At 59.8% G+C, this 21,376-nt stretch carries 15 protein-coding genes; all 15 read right to left on the reverse strand.

Features of this window, described 5'->3' with window-relative positions; genetic code table 11:
• Positions 1-327 precede the first annotated feature (327 nt).
• Positions 328-1,425, reverse strand: a complete 1,098-nt coding sequence (gene tssA / locus ACIPL2_RS25545; protein WP_401361000.1) for a type VI secretion system protein TssA — start codon at positions 1,423-1,425, stop codon at positions 328-330.
• 92 nt (positions 1,426-1,517) lie between these two features.
• Positions 1,518-2,036 carry a type VI secretion system tube protein Hcp gene (locus ACIPL2_RS25550; RefSeq protein WP_059404755.1) on the reverse strand — a complete coding sequence of 173 codons (519 nt, stop codon included), beginning with the start codon at positions 2,034-2,036 and terminating at the stop codon, positions 1,518-1,520.
• Between the two features lie 165 nt (positions 2,037-2,201).
• Positions 2,202-4,697 carry a type VI secretion system membrane subunit TssM gene (gene tssM, locus ACIPL2_RS25555; protein ID WP_401361002.1) on the reverse strand — a complete coding sequence of 832 codons (2,496 nt, stop codon included), beginning with the start codon at positions 4,695-4,697 and terminating at the stop codon, positions 2,202-2,204.
• Positions 4,694-5,620, reverse strand: coding sequence for a type VI secretion system-associated protein TagF (gene tagF / locus ACIPL2_RS25560; RefSeq protein ID WP_401361004.1), 927 nt, complete (start codon positions 5,618-5,620; stop codon positions 4,694-4,696). Before tagF ends, tssM begins: the two co-directional genes overlap by 4 nt.
• A gap of 31 nt (positions 5,621-5,651) precedes the next feature.
• Positions 5,652-9,536, reverse strand: a complete 3,885-nt coding sequence (locus ACIPL2_RS25565; protein ID WP_401361006.1) for a type VI secretion protein IcmF/TssM N-terminal domain-containing protein — start codon at positions 9,534-9,536, stop codon at positions 5,652-5,654.
• A gap of 30 nt (positions 9,537-9,566) precedes the next feature.
• A complete protein-coding gene (icmH, locus tag ACIPL2_RS25570; protein WP_059404751.1) occupies positions 9,567-10,280 on the reverse strand; it encodes a type IVB secretion system protein IcmH/DotU in 714 nt (237 codons plus the stop codon).
• A complete protein-coding gene (tssK, locus tag ACIPL2_RS25575) occupies positions 10,277-11,620 on the reverse strand; it encodes a type VI secretion system baseplate subunit TssK (RefSeq protein WP_149658798.1) in 1,344 nt (447 codons plus the stop codon). The genes icmH and tssK overlap by 4 nt, the downstream gene beginning before the upstream one ends.
• Positions 11,613-12,371 carry a type VI secretion system lipoprotein TssJ gene (gene tssJ, locus ACIPL2_RS25580; protein WP_401361009.1) on the reverse strand — a complete coding sequence of 253 codons (759 nt, stop codon included), beginning with the start codon at positions 12,369-12,371 and terminating at the stop codon, positions 11,613-11,615. The genes tssK and tssJ overlap by 8 nt, the downstream gene beginning before the upstream one ends.
• A gap of 23 nt (positions 12,372-12,394) precedes the next feature.
• Entirely contained in the window at positions 12,395-14,998 is a 2,604-nt protein-coding gene (tssH, locus tag ACIPL2_RS25585; RefSeq protein ID WP_401361011.1) for a type VI secretion system ATPase TssH, read from the reverse strand.
• Positions 14,995-16,065 (reverse strand): type VI secretion system baseplate subunit TssG, encoded by a 1,071-nt coding sequence (tssG, locus tag ACIPL2_RS25590; RefSeq protein WP_059404747.1) that lies wholly within the window; start codon positions 16,063-16,065, stop codon positions 14,995-14,997. The genes tssH and tssG overlap by 4 nt, the downstream gene beginning before the upstream one ends.
• Positions 16,029-17,861 (reverse strand): type VI secretion system baseplate subunit TssF, encoded by a 1,833-nt coding sequence (gene tssF / locus ACIPL2_RS25595; protein ID WP_401361014.1) that lies wholly within the window; start codon positions 17,859-17,861, stop codon positions 16,029-16,031. The genes tssG and tssF overlap by 37 nt, the downstream gene beginning before the upstream one ends.
• Positions 17,861-18,343, reverse strand: coding sequence for a type VI secretion system baseplate subunit TssE (gene tssE, locus ACIPL2_RS25600; protein WP_401361016.1), 483 nt, complete (start codon positions 18,341-18,343; stop codon positions 17,861-17,863). The genes tssF and tssE overlap by 1 nt, the downstream gene beginning before the upstream one ends.
• 25 nt (positions 18,344-18,368) lie before the next feature.
• Positions 18,369-19,871, reverse strand: coding sequence for a type VI secretion system contractile sheath large subunit (tssC, locus tag ACIPL2_RS25605; RefSeq protein ID WP_059404744.1), 1,503 nt, complete (start codon positions 19,869-19,871; stop codon positions 18,369-18,371).
• Positions 19,872-19,881: 10 nt separating this feature from the next.
• Positions 19,882-20,415, reverse strand: coding sequence for a type VI secretion system contractile sheath small subunit (gene tssB / locus ACIPL2_RS25610; RefSeq protein WP_401361018.1), 534 nt, complete (start codon positions 20,413-20,415; stop codon positions 19,882-19,884).
• Positions 20,416-20,483: 68 nt separating this feature from the next.
• Positions 20,484-21,233, reverse strand: coding sequence for a hypothetical protein (locus ACIPL2_RS25615; protein ID WP_401361020.1), 750 nt, complete (start codon positions 21,231-21,233; stop codon positions 20,484-20,486).
• Positions 21,234-21,376: the final 143 nt, after the last annotated feature.

The raw sequence follows: 21,376 nt of genomic DNA on the forward strand, positions 1-21,376 counted from the left end.
GGGGCCATAACCCCACTCAGACGCCGGATAGATGAAAGCAAGCCAAACACGCATCAAAAACAGTATTGCAGAAAAGGGGGTAACCATAGATGTAGGAGCCGAGCTTGCTCGCGAAGGCGGTGTATCAGGCGACATCTTTATTGGCTAAGCGGCCGCTTTCGCGAGCAAGCCCGCTCCCACAGGGGATCTTCAGCGAACACAAAATCAGTGAACGACCCCGATCAACTGTAGGAGCCGAGCTTGCTCGCGAAGGCGGTGTATCAGGCGACATCTTGATTGGCTGGGCGGCCGCTTTCGCGAGCAAGCTCAGCTCCTACAAGGGGCGTGTCAGGACTTTGCTTCTTTGGTCCCCAGCACGTCGCGAATGCTGTCGACCACGTTGCTGTCCTTGATCACATCGTTCAGCCAGCCCTCGAGCGGCATGTTGCCCCATTTGATCGCGCGTTCGATCAGGTAAGGGACGGGGCTCTGCGGCTCGGTCTGTTTGAAGAACTGGGCGATGCCTGCCAGCAGGGTGAACGCTTCATCGCGGGTCTGCGGGGTGGTGCGAAGCGGTGTGCTTGAAAGACTTTGTTCAGGCTGGGTCATTGCGGAACCTGCGGGTTGTTCGCCAATGCTTTCAGGGAAGGCCGGAGTCGGCGCGACAGGGGCCGGGGAGAGTTCGATCCCTCGATCCTTGAGCAGCTTTTCAGCCAGTTGTCCGGCGCGAAACAAAACGTCATTGAGCCCGGCAAAGCTCGGCGCTTCAGGGCCAAAGTGCCTGTCCGCGGTGCTCTGAAGCTGCTGGCAGGCTTTCAGGCACGCGGCTATTTCGCCGGCTTTCAGACGCAAATGATCCGAATCGGTCAGCACCACCGAACGCTGGAAAACCTCCGCGTTGATCTTGCCTTCGTCAAGGGCGGCGCGCATGGCCTGCGGGTTTTGCAGCGCCAGGTTTTCGATGTGCCTGGATTCGTCATAACGAAGCAGACCGTAATGCTGTCCCTGGGTGATCGGCAGTGCGCCGACGATGTCCGCCAGCGAGGTTTTCATCCACGCCAGGCGTGCGGCGCGTTCATCGACGCCGTCCTCCAGGGAGGGAAACAGATCCGCCCAGAAGGTTTGCAGAATGCGCTCGGCCAGCGTCAGGCCGAAGGTGATGCCAACAAAATGGTACTTGTGCGCCAGGCCTTCACTGAGCCAGGCGACCAGCATCAAGTCTTTGCTCTGTCGAGCCAGGCCTTGTGCCGCCAAGGTAATGGTCAGATCCCAATCGGAAGCCTTGAGATCGGTTTGCCAGTCACCCTGGGTAAGGTAATCGGGGTCTGCTCGACGAGCTTCCTTCACCTGATCGAACAAGGTGGAAAAGCTCAAGTCTTCACCGCTCCCCTCATTGATGGGCGCTGTCAGTTCGGCCAGCGAAAGGTCGTTGAGAAATTCAGACATAGGCAACTCTGATCAAAATAAAAGAACACCGCGCCTGTTTGGCAGGCACGGTGCTGAATGCGGACCGCGTGCGCGGTCCGCTATCGCTACGCTTAAGCGAAAACTTTGTTCGCCGTGCGATCCCAACCACCGGTGACGTTACCGCCGCCCTGGCCATCGGCACGGCTCTGTTGGGTGTAGGTGGTCTTGATGCGCGCGAAGTTGAAGCTGATTTCTTCAATCGGCAGATCGCTGACCGCTTTGTCTTCACCGCCCTGACTGCCGCCGGCGACAGCCTTGACCGAGGAGACCACGACTTCTTCCAGGTTGATGGTCAGGTAGGTGACCTTGTCACCGCCCGCGCGGTTGACGTTCAGCTGGATCTTGGCGATGTGCGTGCCTTTGCAGCAGGCTTCGAACAGCTTGGCAGAAGCCTTGTCCACGGCTTTGCGGATGCTGAAATCGCTCAACGACACACGCTCCGACGAAGCACCGCCCGAAGAGCTTGCCGTCGCGGAAGTCGCCTGAGTTGCGCCGTACTCGTAGCCCAGCACTTCGATCCAGTCCTTGTGCTTGTCGTCGAGCACTTCACCTGGAATGCCTTCGATCTGAATGTATGCGTCAAATGCCATTTCTAATTTCTCCTTACCTTCATTTAAAGGGCTGTAACAACCTGCGGACAGATCACAACCCTTCGTTTTTAACCTCTTTGAAACGATCAAGAGAGGTGTCTTACCGGCCTGGGCCGAACATCAAGCGGGCCCAGGCAACAGTTTTCCTTCACAAGTACGGCCGACTCAGTTGAGCGCCCGTACTTCGATTTCCACGCGCCGGTTAGGTTCCAGGCACTGAATAAGCTGGGCCCTGGGTTGCTGCATGTTGCATTTGACCAAGGGCTTGGTGCTGCCTTCGCCGACGGCTTCCACCAGTTCACCCGGCACGCCTTTGCCCACCAGGTAGGTCTTGATGGTTTGTGCGCGCTGCCGGGAAACCTGCAGGTTGCCCTGTGGGTCGCCCAGTTGATCGGCGTGCCCGGCGATGATGATTTTGCCGATGTCCGGCGTGCTCAACAGCTTGCCGGCGATAGCGCTCAACTGGCCCTGGCCTTCGGTTTTCAGGCTCTGGAAGTCGGCACGGCCAAAGGCGAACAAGGTGTCCGATTCCAGGGTGATGGTCTCGATCGAGCGCAACGATTGCGTGAGCAAACTGTTGATGTAGTTACGCGAACTGGACGTCAGGAACGCGTTATCTAGGATCCGCGGCACGTCTTCCTCGTGGATCTGGTCGCTATAGAAATTGATCTGCCGGCTGGCGAACTCGTAATCCTGATTCGAGCCCGAACCGTCATTCGAAGCACCGATGGTTTTACCGGTCTGGCGGGCGATCGCCGGGTACCAGTAGTCCGGTATTTTCGCTTTCAGGAACGCCGGATCAGCCTTTTCGCGCTGGGCACGCGAGAGCATGACGTAGGTGTCCAGCGTGGTCTTGCCGAACGCCGCGATGGACTGCGCCCGGTTGTCGCTGGGCAGCGCCTTGGGTTCGACACTGTCCACGCCGGTCACGGGCAGCAGTTCCTTGCTGTTGCGCTGATACACCTTGAGGGTGGTCAACAGGTACAGCGAGCGGGTCAGGTTGTCGGCGGTCGGCTTGAGCATCACGCTTTCCAGCCGGCTGAAATACTGACTGCGCACCAGCGGCTCGACTTTGTAGCCCTGGTAAAGCCCCAGGCGCATGCGCATCGGTACACCTTCATCGTGATGCTGCGCGTAGTAATGGGCGGTCCAAAAGCGCATGCGATCCAGCGTTTGCCAGTCGGTATATTGCCCCGTCGCCGAGGCGTCGGTTTTGGCCGCCTGGGCCAGTTCCGTGGAAATGGTCTGCACGGTGTTTTTATTGTTCACATACGACCAGCCCAGCAAGCTGCACAGCAGTACCGCGACCAGCCCGGCACCGCCGATCCACGCCGCCTTGCACCGACGTTCGCGGTGGTTGGTGGTGTACAGCGCCACCAGATGCTGGTCGGGAATGATGACTTTGCGGAACAGGCTGTTGATGAACAACGGACGCGGTTGCGCATTGCCGCTGGCGATCTCTTGGTCGCTGTCCAGTGAGAAGCGCTCGGTGACTTGACGCGTGTGCCCGCCCATTTCCGGTTGGTCGGCATCCAGTGCACTGGTGAAATAGAAACCGCGCAGCAGTTCGGCCTTTTGATACGGGTTGGCGCGCAACAGCGCGTCGACGAACAGTTGCAGCCTCGGCTTCAGCGCCGCCAGTTCCAGCGGGAAGCGGTACACCGCTGAATCCTGGCGGGTGATCTGAATGTCCTGCATGACCAGTTGTTGACTCGCCACCTGCTGCCAATAGCTGACCAACTCGTCCATCGCCACGCCGAATTGCCGGCCCCAGTCGGCCTGTTCGTAGCCTTTATGGGAAAACGTCTTGCCCATGACTTCGCCGCGGGCCACGTCATCCAGTTGGCGATAGAACGGGGCAAAACCCGGCACCAGGTCACATTTGGTGAACACCAGGTAGACCGGCAGACGCACTTCCAGCAGCGCATGGGTTTCCTGGATGCGTTCGCGCAGGCGCTTGGCAATACGCTCCTGGTCTTCGAGTGAGGTTTGCAGAATGTCGTGAATGCTGACGGTGACGATCAAGCCGTTCAGCGGCCGGCGCTGGCGGTGCTGACGCAACAGTTGCAGGAAGGCCCGCCACTTGCCGGCTTCTTCCTGGTTGTTCATGTAGCGCCCGGCGGTATCCAGCAGCACCGCCTCGGAGCTGAAAAACCAGTCGCAGTTGCGGGTGCCACCCAGACCGGCGACGCGCGCGCCTTCACGCTCCGCATACGGGAAGTTGAGGCCCGATTGATAGAGCATCGTACTTTTGCCGGCCGCCGGCTGGCCGATCACCAGGTACCAGGGCAGGGCATACAGCGCATCCTTGGGATTGCTGCCGCGCGGCTTGTTGCTGTGCAGCCGCTCGATGCTCTGCAACAGGCGCTCGCGCAACAGGCTGACTTCCTCGCGATCCGCCGGACTGGCGTTGAGCACCGCTTGATCGGCGTCGTCGCGCAGCAATCCTTCAAGGTTGTGGTGCCGCGATACGCCCCGATAAAGCAGCAGCACGTAACCGGCCGAGAGCAGCAGGAACACGCCGATGCCGGTCAGCAAGCTGTTCAGCGAGCTGAAGTCAAACGCACGCCCAATGCCCCACACCACGAAGATGGTGAGGAAAAAGCAAACCCCCAGAATGTAGGGTTGGAAGCGCAAGAAGTAATACTTGATCTTGTTCATACGGACTTCACATCCAGCGCGTCGACAAAGCGGTCGATAACGTCATCAAGAGGGCGGTCGATTTCGGGAAAGGCGTGTTTCGGGTGGTGCTCATCAAAGGCATCAAATGACGCCAGCACGTCATGGCTCTGCAAGCGGTTGCCGCTACCGGTCAGCACGCGATAGGCATCGCTGTTGTTGCGCGACGGGAAGCAGATCAGCCGGGGGCGCATAAAGTCGTCCGCCAGCAGACTGACCTGCGGCACGCCGCTGCCGGCAGTCATTCGCGCCAACCAGGTGATCCACAGATCGGCGGTCGGATTCTTCAAACCTCTTTCCGCCGGCAAGGGCAGGGAAATCCCCATCGGCGTTGGCTGGTGCAGCTGGCTTTTGAACGCCAGCAGCCGAGTCAGTACGGCATTGGTGACAAACTCCGGGTAGGCGCCTTCCAGCGCGGTGGCGATGTCGCGCAGGTTGAAGTTCACCAGGAATTTGTCATGCACGCGCCGGAACAACTCGAAGTCCTGACCTTGCAGCGGACGCAAGGCCTTGATGCGTTCGAACAGCACGGACGTGCTTTCACCCTGGGCGGCCATGTGCAGCAACGGCCGGATCTGCCCGCTGAACAGTTCGCTCAGGGTGAAAGGATTGACCAATGGCCCGGAGTCGCTGGCTTTGACCGTTTGAAAAATGAAAAACGGATAACGCCGCTGGCTGGAATCCCTCGAGCTGATCAAGCCGCCGACCAGCCAGTTACCGCTGCGTGCGCGGTAGCTGAAAAAGCACACCGGCAACCCGTCGAACAGCTCCCGCCAGGTCTCGAGGGGCTGCAGGGCGGCCAATGCGCCTTGCAGCCAGGCATCGAACTCGCAGACGTCGTCGGCCGCACCGTGCAGGCTGACGAAGTCCGGGCTCGCCGGCACTTTTCCGAAACAGCCAATCATTGGCCGCGTCCCTGATTCAAGGCGAGCGTGCTCACTGGACGCGTCCGCCGCTGGCGTTGAGTGCACTCAGTGCCTTGACGTTCGCCAGGTCGGTCAGCTTGACGCCGCCGTAGTTGCGCACGGCGAGGCTGACCTGGCCGCTGGCGGTGTTCCAGCTGAAACGCTGTTGAATGCCATCCAGATCACTGACGCGGGCGCTGTCATTCATGCGCAACAGGCCCCAGCGACCGGGGTAGTCGAACACCGTGATGCGTTCGCCGCTCAGCGTGACCACGTCCATGCGCGCACCGGGTGCGGTGGTGGTGCCTGGCCAGGAGAAGCGGCTCCAGCTGGTCTTGCCGTTGCGGTAGTGCTGCACCTGACCGTCCAGGGTGAAGATGATGTCGGTGAACCAGGCTGCTGGCTCCAGCATGATTTCAAAACCGTTTTCCCGGTCCGACAGGCTGGCAATGACCTGGCCCAGCGAGCTGGCCTTGTCGATGCTGTTGACCATGTTCGGATTGACCAGCGGCGTTGCCTTGCTGGCGCTGCTCATGCCGAGGCCTTCGCCACCGGACAGGTTGCCGATTTCGTTACGCTTGAAGTTCGGCAGCAAGCCGGAGTCCGGGTCGACGAAACGCTGCAGGTCCTTGACCGAGGCTTCATTGCGACTGCCCGCCGCGATCGGGTAACGGTGCGCCATGACTTGTTCCCAAGGCTTGGCGATCTGTTGCGCCCAGGCCTTGGCGATCTGCTCGCCGGCCGGATCGCGCAGGGTTTCCCAGGCGAACTGAATCGGCAGGCTGAACAAGCCTTGCAGCGAAGTCGACAGGCCGCCCTGACTGGTGTCGACGGTGGTCTCCACGTAGTTGCGCACGCTGGTGACTTCGCTCGGTTGGCCTTCCAGGGTTTCGCTGATCAGTTGCTTGCTGCTTTTGCCGACGTCTTGGGAGCGCTGGATGTTGTTCATCCGCACCTTGAGTTTGCGCAGCGCGGCCAGGTAGCGATCCATGATCGTGCTGTCGGCGCCCTCGGCGTTCTGCACGGCGAAGACCCGCGACACCGGCTCGAAGCGCTTGGCCAGGCTGCCGTCGTCCACCGCAGGCAACGGCGAAATCAGCGCGTTGGGCGAAGTGTCCTGCCCATCGAAAATCCCTGTGACCTTGCCCCAGAAACCGTCATCGCGCTTGATCCCCGGTTGCTGCGTTTCACGCGGTGCAGGCACATCCCATTGGGTGTTGTCGTTGACCGCTGCCAGCAGGTTTTTCACCGGCGAGTTCTGCACGTCGCTGAGCAGCGACAGTTGCTGGGTCGCGTTGGCCATGTCAGTGAAATGGCGAACACCGACGCTGTCGATCAAGGTGTACCAGGACTGGGTGTAGTCGCGTTTGTAACGCGTCATGAACTCACGGATGAAGTTGGCTTTCTGCACCAGGCTGTCGCCGCCTTCGCCATCGAGCACCCAGTCCGATTCGTTTTGCAGGTTGCCCGACAGCAGTTTGATCAGCTCAGGCTTCACAAACTGTTCCCAACCCTGACGGGTGAAAATCGCCGGCACCGCTTCGCTGCCGTACAACAACTGACGCCCTGGCAGCGGCACCAGATCGCTCAGGCCCACGGCCGGAAACTGGCGGCTGGACTCCAATTGCAGGCGCAGATATTCACGGTCCACCAACGAGCTGGAGATCATGAATGACTTCAAGCTATTGCGGGTTTCGCTGATCAATTGCTCGTTACGGGGCAGGGACGGTGCCTGGCCATTTTTCAGCAGTTGCACGTAGACCGGCGAGTTGTCTTGAATAACCGCTGTGCTGACCGGGTTGTCGGTATTGGCGGTGTTGGCCCAGGCAACCGGCAACGCCGCGCCGACGAACTCTGGCTCAGGATGGGTTTCAGGTTGCGTCAGCATCAAGTAGAGCTTCAGCGCGTTATAGGACTCGATGATGGAGGCGACCTGGCGCTCATCCAGTCGACCGAGCATTTCCTCGGACAACGAGAGCCCGCCCGTAGTCGCCGACAGTTCAGCGGCATCGCTCGTCGTCGCTGGGTTACGCAGTGCGGTCAACGCATCACCGCGCACCTTGTTCGCGGAACCCTTGGCCGCTGCGCTCAAACGGCTGGTGACATCACCGGCGCTGCGCGGAACGCTGCTCAAGCGGGTCGGCAGTTTCAGCCCTTGCGCGCGAGCTTTGGCTGACGGACTGCCGGCCTTGGCGGGCGCTACCGCGAAGCTGTTCTGCGGGTCCATGGTTTTTGCGAATTCATTGAAGGCGCGCATCTGCAACTGAAGTTGCAGAGTGATCGGTTCGAGCGCCTGAGTGCGCAACTGCTGCAAATAAGCCGTCTGTGCGACGCGGTAGATGTCATCGCCGCGATACAGGCCAGCGCTGAGTTGCAGCGGCACGCCTTTGGCACGATGCTTCTCGATGACGGCGAGTTGATCGCGGAGCAATTCCAAGCCTTGGCCCGAGGCCAGCAACTCGGCGCGCTCCGGTGATTGCTGCAGCTCGTTCAGTTGCTCGCGTAACGCGGCCAGCCACTGACGGTTGTTCTGGAAGGACAGGGTTTGCCAGCCAATGAACACCAGTGCAGCCAATACGGCCACGCTCAGCACCGCAGGGCTAAAGGATTTGTTGTGTCCCGAACGCGACTGATAAAGCGTCAGGTCGCGGTCCGGGAAAATCACCCGGCGGAACGTATCGGTAATGAAATAGCTGCGGTCGCTGATTTTCTTGCCGCTGCTGGCGGTGTGCTTGTCGTGCTCGGCTTCTGGCAGCAGCGAAAACGACTCGGCGAGATCATCTTCATAGACCTGGCTCAGTTGCTGATCGGTCTGCAAGGCGCTGGTGAAATACAGGCCGCGCAACAGCAGTTGCGTACCCGAATGACCGGTCTGGGCGAAGTGCTGGAGAAATTGCTCGAGCACCACTGACAGTTCGGAAAAATAGTTCGGGAAGTTCAGCAGCGCGCTGTTGGCATCGGCGCCCAGCGCGATCATCTGCGCGTCGACATGCCGGCGAATATGGCTGTGCAGATTGGCCAGCTTGGCATCCAGCACCGGGCGCAAACCCTGGTTGCGGATTTCCGACAAACCGAAGGTCATGCCCAACGGTTGCTGGCGTTCGTTCAGGTCCAGGCCTTCAAAAGCCTGGCTGAAACCCGGCAACTGATCGGTCTTGCTCAGCATCAGGTAGATCGGCGGGTTGGCGTCCAGGCAGTCGGTGTATTCCTCGATGCGCGTCACCAGTTGCGCGGCGAGCTCGTTGCGCTCGGTGGCGCTGGCCGCCAGCAGCTCAGGCAGGCTCACCACCAGCACCAGGCCGTTGACGGCGGCTTTGTTGCGTTGTTTTTTCAACATCCGCAGGAACGCGGCGAACTCGCTGGCCGACTGGTCGTCGCGCAGGTAACGGCCGGCCGTGTCGATCATCACGGCTTCAGGGCTGAAGTACCAATCGCAATGTTGCGTACCGCTTTGGGTGTCATTGGCGCTGTTGGCGATGCTCGCGGACAGGCCGGAACGCGTCAGCAATGAAGTCTTGCCGGCACCGGACATGCCGATGACCAGGTACCACGGCAAGTCATACAGCGCCGACGAACCGCCGCCACCGGCCGAGCGGTCGGTGCGCAGCATCGCGATAGCGTGCTTGAGCCGCTCGCGCAGCACTTGCTGGTCGCGGAATTCACCGGTGGATTTAAGCGATCGATCGACCTCGATCTGCACCAGGTTCTCAAGGTTGTGTTCAGCGCGGATCCGCTTGTACTGACGCAGCACAATGATCAGTAGATAGAAGGCGCTGATGATCGCCATCGCCTCCAGCGTGTAGCCACGCAACCAGCTCACGTGCGGTGCCACGAACCAGCCAACCGCCAGGCTCGCCAGCCACAGCACGGGGATGACAAACCAAAAGCTTTTCAACAAACGCAATAATGTCTTCATGTCTTCCTGACTCTATTACCTGAGGTGTGCTCAGGCACTGAACAGCTGGCTGATTTGTTCGGACAATGCGGCTACGTCCTTGGCCAACAGCCAGTCCAGCGTCAGGTAAACACCCACGCAGACCAGCGCAATGAGCACCAGATAGAGCCAAACGGGAACTTCATGGCGCAGCATCTGCGAAACCTGGTCGGGCAATGCCCAATCCGGCGAGAGCGCCTTGGGCGTCTTGCGGTAGCGCGCGATGTCCTGGCCCAGGGTGTTGGCCAAGTAGCGCAACTGGTCTTTCTGGCCGAGGCTGAATTTGCCTTCGAAACCCAGCGCCAGGCACAGGTGATAGACCTCAAGCACATCCAGATTCTGCTTGACGTCACTGCGCAACGAATCGATTTTCTCGAAAAAGCCTTCGCCCGCCAGGTGCACGCCGAAGTAGCGGAACTGCAACGGTTGCAGTTCGAAGTGGCGACGCAGGTCGTTTTCGCCGGAGCGCAACACGCTTTCGTCGAGGAACGCACACAGGGCGTATTGCGTGTCCTTCACTTGTTCAACGCTGTAGTTGGCGTTGCGGGCTTCGCGTTCCAGCGTCGAGAAGAAGGCGTCGATGCTCGCCTCAAAAGCGGTGACCGAGGTCACTTGACGGCCTTTGCGCACGATCAGCGCCATGCTGATGAAGTCCTGCACCAGGTCTTTCAACACCGGTTTTTCAGTGGCGGCCGCCACGGCGCCTTGCATTACGGCTTCGTTCATTTGAGTACCGCCATCAGTTCAAGCTTGAGATTGGTAAAGGCGCTGGGTGCGTAAAAAGAGATGGCCTGGGCACTCATCATGCGTTCATACACCCGGCCGTGCGGCTCGATGGAGAAGTAGTGATTGTCCAGTCGCACCGGAATCGCGTTGGGCAAGCGGGTCGAGTGATTGAGCGTGACGCCGGGCATGGCGCTGTTGACCACGACTTCAATGTCTTCCGGCGAACCGACTTTGAACGCGCGTGGCACCAGTTCCAGCAGGCTGGAACCGGGCATGTCGGCGTGCACCGAAATATAGAAATCGGCCTCGGCCAGGCGAGGATCGAGCAACTGTCCCTGCCAGTACGAAGGCTTGGTCTGGGTCAGGTTGATCATCACGCATTGGTTAGGCACGACGTTGTCGAGCAGGACACGGATCATTTCATCGAGCTTGACCAGTGAGGCCGCCGGGTCGTGATGGTCATACTCGGGGATGTCGTTGAGTTGCGTGTCCAGCGAAAACGTCAGCAAGCCGCCCGCGAGTTCCGCCAGAAACAGGTACAAGCGCTCGGGGTGCAGGCGCGGGTGGGCGAGCAGGTGCGCCAGGCCCGGGTGCGCACGGTTCACCGTGTTCAACAGCCAGAACAAGGTCACGTCGCTGGAGCCGAACTCGGCAATCTGGTCCGCACGTTCGCGACGACGACCCGACAGCGCCTTGCTTTTCGATTGCAGCGCGCCGAGCAAGCGCTTGCCCAGGCCGGTCAGGGTTTCGTGAGTGCCAACGTGCAAGGTCGGGTGCACGAAGTGCGCATCGAGGTTGAAGCCACCGATGTTGTTGCGTGACAGCCGGGCGATCGGGCAGTGGCTGTAGCCATCCAGGTTGTCGCCGTCGATCAGCATCACCACGTTCAGGCGCAGGCTGGTGATTTCGTTCTCGAGGTCGCCTTCGTTGAGATCCGGCAAGGTGTCGAACTGCTTGCGAAAGCGCCGTGCGCTTTTTTGTTCCTGGCCGTCTTCGACGTAGTTCATGCCGAACGGCTCAGGCAGTTTCAGCGCGGCGTAGACCTTCAGGTCATTGCCCTTGAGCAAGTCCTTCAAGTCACGCGCCGCCGGCAGCGGATCGTGCTGCGGCGCGTCGTACAGGCTGCCGTCGGGAAACACCAGCTTCAACCGTTTCAGCTGCAAAGAGCCGGTGGCGAGCGCCTCTTCATCGACCTGGAGCATTTGCACGCCCCAATGGAAAGGCGTGTTGCGCAGCGTCGACTCCGCCAGCTGATGCTGGTGGAACTCATCCTGATATTGGAAATGTTGTGGCAAAAGGAACATGCCTTCCGACCACATCACCCGGCTTTGCTTACTCATGAACGCCTTCCAATAGAGAGTTTAATTTTGACTCGGTGGCTTTTTGCGCGGAGCTGGTCGCCGTGTCTTCAGCCTGTTGCACGGCCGCGTCCTGCACACGCTGGGTGAGGGTTGGTTTCGCTGGCGAGTCGGGCAGGGCGGAGGCTTGGGCGAGCTGCTCCTGGGTCTTGGGTTTGTTCAACACATCGATACCGTTCACGACGGATACCGTGTTGTTGTCCACCAACACCCGCAGGCCATCGGCGGAAAACCAGATGCCATCCTTGCGCAGCGAGTTGGCGTCAAACGCCACCTTCCAGCGGCTGTTTTCGTCCGAGCGGAAAAACGCGGCAACGCCGACGTAGCCCGCGGCCTTGTTCAACGGCCACTTGTCGACTTGCCCCATGCCCGGCAGCAAGGTGATTTCGCGGTTTTCGAGCAGCGTATTGCCCAGGGCTTTTTGCGGGTCGTCCCACAGCGTGTCGGCGTCGATCGACGAAAAGCGCTCCAGCGACGTCAGCTGGTACACGCGAATCACGACGGACAGCGGTTTGCCGGACTCGTCGGGATTAAGCTGATTGCCGCCATCCGACGTCAGGATGACCTTCTCGTTATCGTCGAACAGCATGTCGCCGGCCCACGTATCGTCGACCCGCTTGCTGACACGGTCGGTGACGCCACAGGCCGTCAACGCCATCATCAATGCCACTGCGGTCAGGCATTTTGCCAATGCCGGCTGCGCAGGGCGCTTCCTTGAATGTCTGTTATCCATGATGGCTACCTTTAAATACTCATTCAGCACAGGCTGTAGGCGAAATCGCCGTCGCTGCCTAACGCGATGTTCAAACTCTGGATCGGCTTGTCCTGCGCCATCCGCTCCAGGACCCGTTGCGCCAGTTCCGGCATCAGGCTTTTCGACAGGATGTTGTCGATGTTGCGGGCGCCGCTGTCGACTTCGGTGCAGCGTGAGGCAATGGCTTTGACCAGGGCTTCGTCGTAGCTCAGGACGGCTTGATGGTTGCGCTCGAAACGCTTGCGGATGCGCTCGAGTTTGAGCGCGACGATGCGCTCCAGGATGGCGTCCTTGACCGGGTAGTACGGGACGATGGTCAGGCGGCCGAGGAACGCCGGTTTGAACACCTGGTTCAACTCGTCGCGCAAGCCTTCGACGATGTCTTCGGGCGTCGGTTGCTGCTCGGCATTCAGGCACCACTGCATGATGCGGTCGGTGCCGGTGTTGGAGGTGAGGATGATCACGGTGTTGCGGAAGTTGATCTCCCGACCTTCACCGTCATCCAGCACACCTTTATCGAACACCTGGAAAAACAGTTCGAGCACGTCCGGGTGGGCTTTTTCCACTTCATCCAGCAGCACCACGCTGTAAGGCTTGCGCCGCACGGCTTCGGTCAGCACGCCGCCTTCGCCGTAGCCGACGTAACCCGGTGGCGAACCCTTGAGGCTCGATACCGTGTGGGCTTCCTGGTACTCGGACATGTTGATGGTGATCAGGTTACGTTCGCCGCCGTACAGGGTGTCGGCCAGGGCCAGCGCGGTTTCGGTCTTGCCGACGCCACTCGGGCCGAGCAACAGGAACACCCCGATCGGCTTGTTCGGGTCTTCCATGCGTGCGCGGGATACCTTGATGCGCTTGCCGATTTCCTGCAGGGCGTGATCTTGTCCGAGCACCCGTTCACCCAGCAGCGCGGGAAGGCGCTGAACGGTGTCGATTTCATCACGGAGCATTTTGCCCAACGGGATGCCGGTCCAACCGGAGATCACTTCGCCAATGGTCCCGCCATCGACCAACGCATGCACCAGCGGTTGTTCACCCTGGACGCTGGTCAACTCGGCGCGTACCGCGGCAATCTCGCGGGCATCGGGAGTCTGGTTGTCCGGATGGCTGAGCGCGCCGAGTTTTTCCACAAGTTCCAGTTCGCGTTTCCACTGTTGTTCCAGGGTATCGCGGGTTTGCTGCTGCGTTTGCAGCTCGGTGTCGAGGATCGCCAGGCGCCGGGCATGGTCGCTGCCCTTGGCGGCTTCCTGTTGCAGCACCGAGATCTCAGCCTGAAGGTTGTCGAGGGTTCTTTTGCAGTCTTCCAGCGGCCCCGGCTGCGACGATTGGCCGAGGGCAACCCGCGCGCAGGCGGTGTCCAATACGCTGACGGCCTTGTCCGGCAACTGGCGCCCGGTGATGTAGCGATTGGACAAACGCACGGCTTGCACCAGCGCTTCGTCCATCACCGTGACCTTGTGGTGATCCTGCATCTTTGCCAGCAGGCCGCGAAGCATGTGGATCGCCTTGTCTTCGTCCGGCTCTTCGACCTTCACCACCTGGAAGCGACGGGCCAGGGCGGCGTCTTTCTCGAAGTATTTCTTGTACTCGGCCCACGTAGTCGCCGCGATGGTGCGCAATTCGCCACGGGCCAAGGCTGGCTTGAGCAGGTTGGCTGCGTCGTTTTGCCCGGCCTGGCCACCCGAACCGATCAAGGTGTGGGCTTCGTCGATGAACAGAATGATCGGGTGCAGGCTGCGCTTGGTTTCTTCGATGACCGACTTGAGGCGGCTTTCAAACTCGCCTTTCACCCCGGCACCGGCCTGCAGCAAACCCAGGTCCAACGTGTGGATGGCCACGTCTTTCAGGACCGACGGCACATCACCCTGGATGATGCGCAACGCCAAGCCTTCCACCACGGCGGTTTTACCCACGCCGGCTTCACCGGTCAGGATCGGGTTGTTCTGGCGCCGACGGGTGAGGATGTCGACCATCTGCCGAACCTCGAACTCCCGGCCCAGCACTGGATCAATCCGGCCTTCGCGCGCACTTTGCGTCAGGTTGATGGTGTATTGATCCAGAGCCGGGGTCTTGCCGTTGCCTTTTACCGTGCTGCGCGTTGCGACGTCCGCACCCGCCAACGGCTTGGCTTGCTGCGATTCGGCGCTGCCTTCGACCAGCGCGCCGAGGTTGACCCGCAGGTCGTCGGCATTGATTTTTTCCAGCTCGGGGGCGGACGCGATCACCACCCGGCGCAGCTCGTTGTCATCCAGCAATGCTTGCAACAGATAACCGGTGCGAATCTGCCCTTGCCCGAATTCGATAGAGGCCAGCACCCAGGCTTGCTCGATCATTCGCGTAATGTGCGGCGACAGTGCAGGCGTGCGGGTATTACCTTTTTTGAAGGTCCCCAGCGCGGTCACCAGCTGAGCTTGCAGGCGATCCGGCACCACATCGTAGTGACGCAAAATGGCTGGCAGGTCGTTGTCGTTGCTGTCGAGCAGCTGCAACAACAGGTGCTCGATCTCGACGTCGTAATGCTGTTCCGACAGGCACAAGGCTGCAGCGCTTTCGGTGGCGGTGCGGCTGGTGTCGTTCAGTTTGGCAAACAGGGACTTCAGGTTCACAGGGAGACCCCATCAAAAGGAATGTGGAAGAGGGCACAACGGGAAGGTTCCACGTCGACACCAGGGCGTTTGAGCCAGCCTTGCCAGCCCAGTGCAACATTGCCCTGGCGACCGAGGCGGGCCACGGGGATTGCTTCGGGTTTGAGCCGGGGCGACAACTGGAAGTCCAGTTCGGCGCCGACGTAGAACCGCACCAGCTCCACCAGTTTCTGGTAGTCCACGGTGCCTGGCTGGAAGCGTTGATAGTCGACCAGGTCCAGCGGACCGAGCTCGATGCGCACGCACGATTGGTAATCCCAGACCCGGTTGCCGGCAACTGCGCTTTGCCCGAGCACGGCGTTTTTGCGGCCCAGTTGCGTGCATTGGCTGGCGTCGAGTTTCAGCCAGCGTCCGGCAAACGGCTTGACCTTGAACGGCAGCGAAAAATAGAAGGACAGCATCACTTCAAGGTTCAGCGAGTTGCGCGGTTTCTGCGCGAACAGGCCGGAGAAATAGCTGAACAATTCGCGCCGCAGCGGTGAGCCTTGCTTGTCGAATTTCTGCTTCTGCGCCTCAGGCCCGAAGCCCACCAGGTTGAGCAGGTAGCGATCAAAATCCGAGGTGCCGTTGCGTTCGTATTCGATGTAGAACTTGTATTTCTGCCAGGCCTCGTAGAACAGCGTGGTCATGCGATGCGAGAACATATCGAGGAACGCATGGGCCGCATCATCGCGGTGCTGGATATGCCGCTCGATCAACAATTCGGTGTAGGGGCGCGGCAGCACGCCGGACGGCCCGACCAGCCCCATGAACGTGACTTGCACTTCAGACAGGGGCAAACCGGCCGCCGACACTTTGCCTTCACGCTCAAACTGCAAGTCGCTGACTTCACTCGCAGGGAAGTTCAGCGACAGCTGCGAGCGAAAACGCAACGGGTCTTCGTGCGGCCGAGTGTCCAGGTCCATGCGCCCGGTTCTGCTGTAATGCAGGCGGAGCAAACGCACCAATTGGAAAAACTCGAATCGGTGCGGCTCAGCCCGTGCCTGATCAATCAGACCAGGGGTTGATCGCCGGTTCGCGGTGGCCATTGGACGACTCTCTTTTCGCGCTGCAAGGTGCGAAGGGTTAATTGGGTAAAGCTGTTCATGGTGCAGTACTGGCCAAAGAAGTGGTCGAGCACCATGCCGAACAAAAACACACCGCTGCCGGTGTACTGGCTTTCATCGAAATTGAGGGTGATGCCGACGCCGCGGACAAAGTTCGGGCGCGGATGGCCGATGCGTGCCACCACCGGCTCGCTGCTGACCGAGACAATGCCGTTGATCTGCTTGCGCAGCGCCGACACGTTGCGATAGTTGTAGAGCGACAGCAGCTCCAGCAGCACTTCGCGCCCCTGGGACACCAGCGACATGTGGTTGAGCGAGAGGTGCGAAATCAGCCGCCAGATCACCCCGTTGCCCAGCGGCACGCGCGCGGTGGCGGTGGGTTTGCGCAGGCAGCGTATGTCCTGGATCACCGAGTTGCCGGGGATGTTGAAGTCGCCGCGTTCGCCACCGAACGGCAGCATCAACGGCAGGTCACGATTGCTGCAGGTCAGGCGCAGGCTCAAGGTGTCGTTGCTGGAATTGATCAACTCCAGTTCGCGATCCACCACCCGGATAAACACGTCCGAGCCATCACGCTGGCGCGACTGCACCGGCCGACGGCGGGCGATCCAGAAGCTCTGGCCGGGACCCTGATCGCCACGCGGTTCGAAGAACGGATGACAGGTGCCGACTTGATCGACACCGCCGACTTTGCGCACCCGCCGCACACGATCGATCGACACCACTTCCGCCGAGCCTTGCAGGCGCACATCCGGCGTCACGGCGTACTCGTGCTGGGCGTGAGTCAACTTGATCGGCTCGGCCTGCTGGCGGAACAGGTTGATGATCGGCGTGCAGTTGAGCTTGAAGTTATTGCGCCCGATGTTCTGCGTCAGGCGCGCCAAGCGATCGCTCAGGTCGTAATCGGAAAAGTAGAAATTGATCTCGATTTTCTCGAGGTTCTTGCCCGCCAACAGCCGCGCAAAACCCGACAGATCGAAGAACATGAACTTGTCCGGGAACGTGAAGTACTCGTGCAGCAAGCGATAACCCAGGAACGAGCGCTCCGAATAATCCACCAAGCCTTCATCACGGCCATAACCCACGGCTTTCAACGCGTTCGCCGGCAAGGTGATCTCGCGGGTTCGGCCCTCATCCTCGAACGACAATGTGGCCTTGGCCAGGTTGTTGAACAGCAACTCGTAGAGCTGCAGCATCAAGGTGCTTTCGCCGTCGAGGAAAAAACGCAGGCTGTCCAGTTCCATCTTGCCGAACGGCACATCGGAGGTCGCCGTCAGGCCGATGCGCAGGCGCGCGACCAGATCAGCGCTATGACCGTTGAACGCCGAGCGTTCCATTTCAATGAACGAGGCCTGATGCACTACCACCGGCCACAGTTCGACCGGGTAGCAGGTGCGGAATTTACACACCACGCCGTCAATCGGGTTGGCGCTGAGTTCGGTGTGCCGGGCGACGCGGAAGGCTTCGGTGACTTTTTCCTGCTTGCCCAGGTTGAACTCGACGATCGACATCGACGGGGTAGGGCGCAGGTAATGCGGGTACAGCACTTCGAGAAACGACTCGACGATTTCCGGCAGCTCATCGTCGAGTTTTTTGTGCACGCGAGCGGACAGGAACGAGAAGGCTTCGATCAAGCGCTCGGTATGCGGGTCTTCGCAGTTATCGCCCTCGATGAGCAACCGCGAAGCAATCTTCGGGTACTGGCTCGCGAACTCCTGGCCTAAAAAGCGCAGGTGCGACAGTTCCTTTTCGTAATAGGGCAGCAGATCGTCGAGCATCAGTTGAGGTTCTGCACTTTGTATTCCTGGGTGTTGACCTGCAGCACCGCGTCGAAGGACACCTGACGGGTGATGTCTTGCAGGCGCAATACTGCGTCCACGCGGAAGGTCAGCATGCGTTGGCCGGTTTGTTGGGCGAGCAGTTGGACTTTTACGCTGCGAAACCGTCGATCGCCGACGCTGATCGCTTTCTCCAGTTGTCGTTGAATCAACAGGCGGTCTTGTGGATCAAGCACGCTGCGGCTGGTGAAATCCGGCATGCCGTAGTCGAGGATGGTTCCGCTCAAATTGACGAAACCCTCCAGCTCGTTGGCGACCAGGGACTGGCGTGTGTTGACCAGTACCTCGAGGTCGCGAACGATGCTGGCCTTGTAATCGGCCAGCGAACACAAGCGTTGCGATGAGGCTTCCATGGATTGATGCGGATGATCATCCAGCAATCGATCCAGCAACGATGGCAACAGCTTGTGTTGACTACTCATATTGCCTCCCTGGCAATGGGGTGGATCAACCGCGAGTCGATTGCGGCAATTCGGCGACCAGGCGCAACGAAGCGGTCAGCTCGTCCAGTTGGTAATGCGGACGCAGGTACGTCACGGCCTTGTACACGCCTGGCTTGCCGGGAACTTCGAAGACTTCGGCCCGCGCTTCGCGCAACGGGAACTTGGCCTTGGCTTCCTGGCTGGCGGTGTCATCGAGCAGCACGTAGCTCGACAGCCACTTGTTGAGGAACATCTCGACGTCCTTGCGGGACGCGAAGCTGCCGATCTTGTCGCGCATGATCGCCTTCATGTAGTGCGCGATGCGCGAGGTGGCGAAGATGTATTGCAGCTGCGCGGACAGCCGGGCGTTGGCGTTGGCGATGTCGGTGTTGTAGTGCTTCTGTTTCTGCGCCGACTGAGTACCGAAGAACGCGGCGTAGTCGGTGCCCTTGCAGTGCACCAGCGGAATGAAGCCAAGGTCCGACAGCTCTTTTTCACGACGGTCGGTGATTGCGATTTCGGTCGGGCACTTGAGGGCGATTTCGCCGTCATCGGTTTTGAACGTGTGCGTCGGCAGGCCTTCCACCAGACCGCCACCCTCGACACCGCGAATCGCCACGCACCAGCCGTAACGGGAGAACGCGTCGGTGACCCGAGTGCCCAGCGCGTAGGCAGCGTTCATCCACAGGTATTTGTTGTGGTCGCGGCCATCGACGCTTTCCACGAAGTTGAATTCTTCAACCGGTGTGGTATCCGGGCCATAAGGCAGGCGACCCAGCACGTGCGGCAACGTCAGACCGACATAACGCGAGTCTTCGGAGGCGCGGAACGACTTCCACTTGGCGTATTCGACGGTGTCGAAAATCTTCGCCAGGTCCCGTGGGCCGGACATGTCGGTAAACGAATCCCAGCCGAACAGCTCAGGCGAGGCCGCCGAGATGAACGGTGCGTGAGCCGCTGCGGCGACATGGGAAATCTCTTCGAGCAGGTACATGTCTTCGGGGCTGCGATTGAACTCGTAGTCACCCAGCAACATGCCGAACGGTGCACCACCGAAGGTGCCGTATTCTTCTTCGTAGATCTTTTTGAACAGCGCGCTCTGGTCGAATTCGGAGGCGGACTTGAGGTCGCGCACCAGGTCTTTCTTCGACGCATTGAGCAGGTGAATCTTTAGCGTGGTGCTGGTTTCGGTCTGGTCCACCTGATACTTCAGGCCACGCCACGACGCTTCCAGTTGCTGGAATTCGCGGGCATGCATGATTTCATTCATCTGCTCGGAGAGCATCGCGTCGATTTCGGCGATGCGCGCATCAAGCACGGCAATCAGGTCTTTGCTCGGCGTCATTTCGCCTTCGAGCACCTGGCTGACCAGTTCGCCGATCAAGTCACGTGTGCGGGTGCGCTCAGTCTCGGAGCGCGCCACACGGCTTTGCGAAATGATGCTGTCGAGCAGCGAGGATTGCGGGGCGAAGTTTTCCACTTCAACCAGATCGCCGTCCTGTTGAGTCACGGTTTGCTTATCGTTCATCTTCAGGCTCCTACTCTTTGCTTTCGGTGGCTGGAACGGCGGCTTCACGGCCGAATTCCTTGCCCAGCGTTTTCAACTTCTCAGTGTTCTGCAACACGTCCATGAGCAGCTCTTCGAGCTTGTCGTTGCCGCCCATCTTGTTGCGCAGATCAGCCAGCTTGTTACGCACTTCCAGCAGCTTGCGCAGCGGCTCGACCTGCTTCACCACGTTCTGCGGCTCGAAGTCTTCGAGGGCGTTGAAGTTGAGCTCGACGCCCAACTGCGTGCCGTTCCTGGCCAGCGTGTTGTCGACCCGATAACTCAGGCGCGGCTTGATGCCCTTGAGCACGCCGTTGAAATTGTCGCGGTCGATGAAAATGAACTTGCGGTCCTTGAGCTTCGGCAGCGGCTCCAGCGGGTTGCCGGAGAAATCGCCCAGCACACCGACGACAAAGGGCAGCTCTTTCTTTTCCTGAGCGTCACCGATATCCACGTCGTAGGTGATATGGACCCGAGGCGCGCGAACGCGGTCGAGTTTGTGCTGGGTACTTTCCTTCTTCGCCATCGTGATCTCCTGGTGCGAACAATTCGCTGCAAGTCATTTGCGTTCCGGCCAACGGGTGGCCGGACGCGTTACATTCCTTCGATCGTCAGCAGAAGGCGCTGACGGATTTCATCGTTCATTTCAACAATGTTGTCGTGCCCCACCAACTCTTCGAAGCTGGTATTGCCGGCGATCTGCGTGCTGCTGCGGATAACCGATTCATCCGGCAATTGCGAGCGCACCGGTGAGCCGATGACGCAAAAGGGCAGGTCGCCAAAGTCTTTCAGGCGTTCGAAACTGAGGGGGAAGCGCAGGCCGCCAAACAGTCGACCCAAGCCGGGTGACTGGCTCAGGCAGTAGAACAACACCAGGTAGTGCACGACGAAGCGGTACAACTCGGCGCTGCTGCGATTGGGGTCTTTGATGACGGTGCGAAAGCGCGCCAGGTCGAATGAGTTGAAACCCACCACCCAGCGCACGGGGCTGGTGATGCGAATGGTCTGGCCGCTTTGCGAGAGCACCTTGTCGTACTCCAGCGGAAACAGTTCCGGCGTCGTCCCGATCAGGTTCAGGGGCACTTCCAGTTCATTGACCAGTTGAAAGGGCGCTGCCGACCCGATGCGGTCATAGAGTTCCTTGAACTCCTTGAAGTGGTGCTGGGTTTCGCGGCCGCTGCTGCGTTGCGCGCCTTGCAGGTATTCACCGAAAAACGTCTGTGGACGGATCAGCAATGCGAGGGTCGACAGGTAATCCGAAGCCTGCGCCTTGAGCGCATCGGAAATGGCCCGGGTCTGGCTTCGCAGTTTGATCAGTGCTTCAACGTCAAACGTCTGAGTCATCGGTATATCGTCCTTGAACGCTTCACGACCGCTTCCCGTTTTTATTCAGGGAGAACGTGAAGAGCTACGAATTTCTCAATTGAGCACCTGTTCACAAAGTGCGATGCCGATGTTTCTACATCGAAAATGCACATTGCCAGGAA

Source organism: Pseudomonas sp. NPDC086251 (assembly GCF_044746405.1).
Lineage (GTDB): Bacteria > Pseudomonadota > Gammaproteobacteria > Pseudomonadales > Pseudomonadaceae > Aquipseudomonas.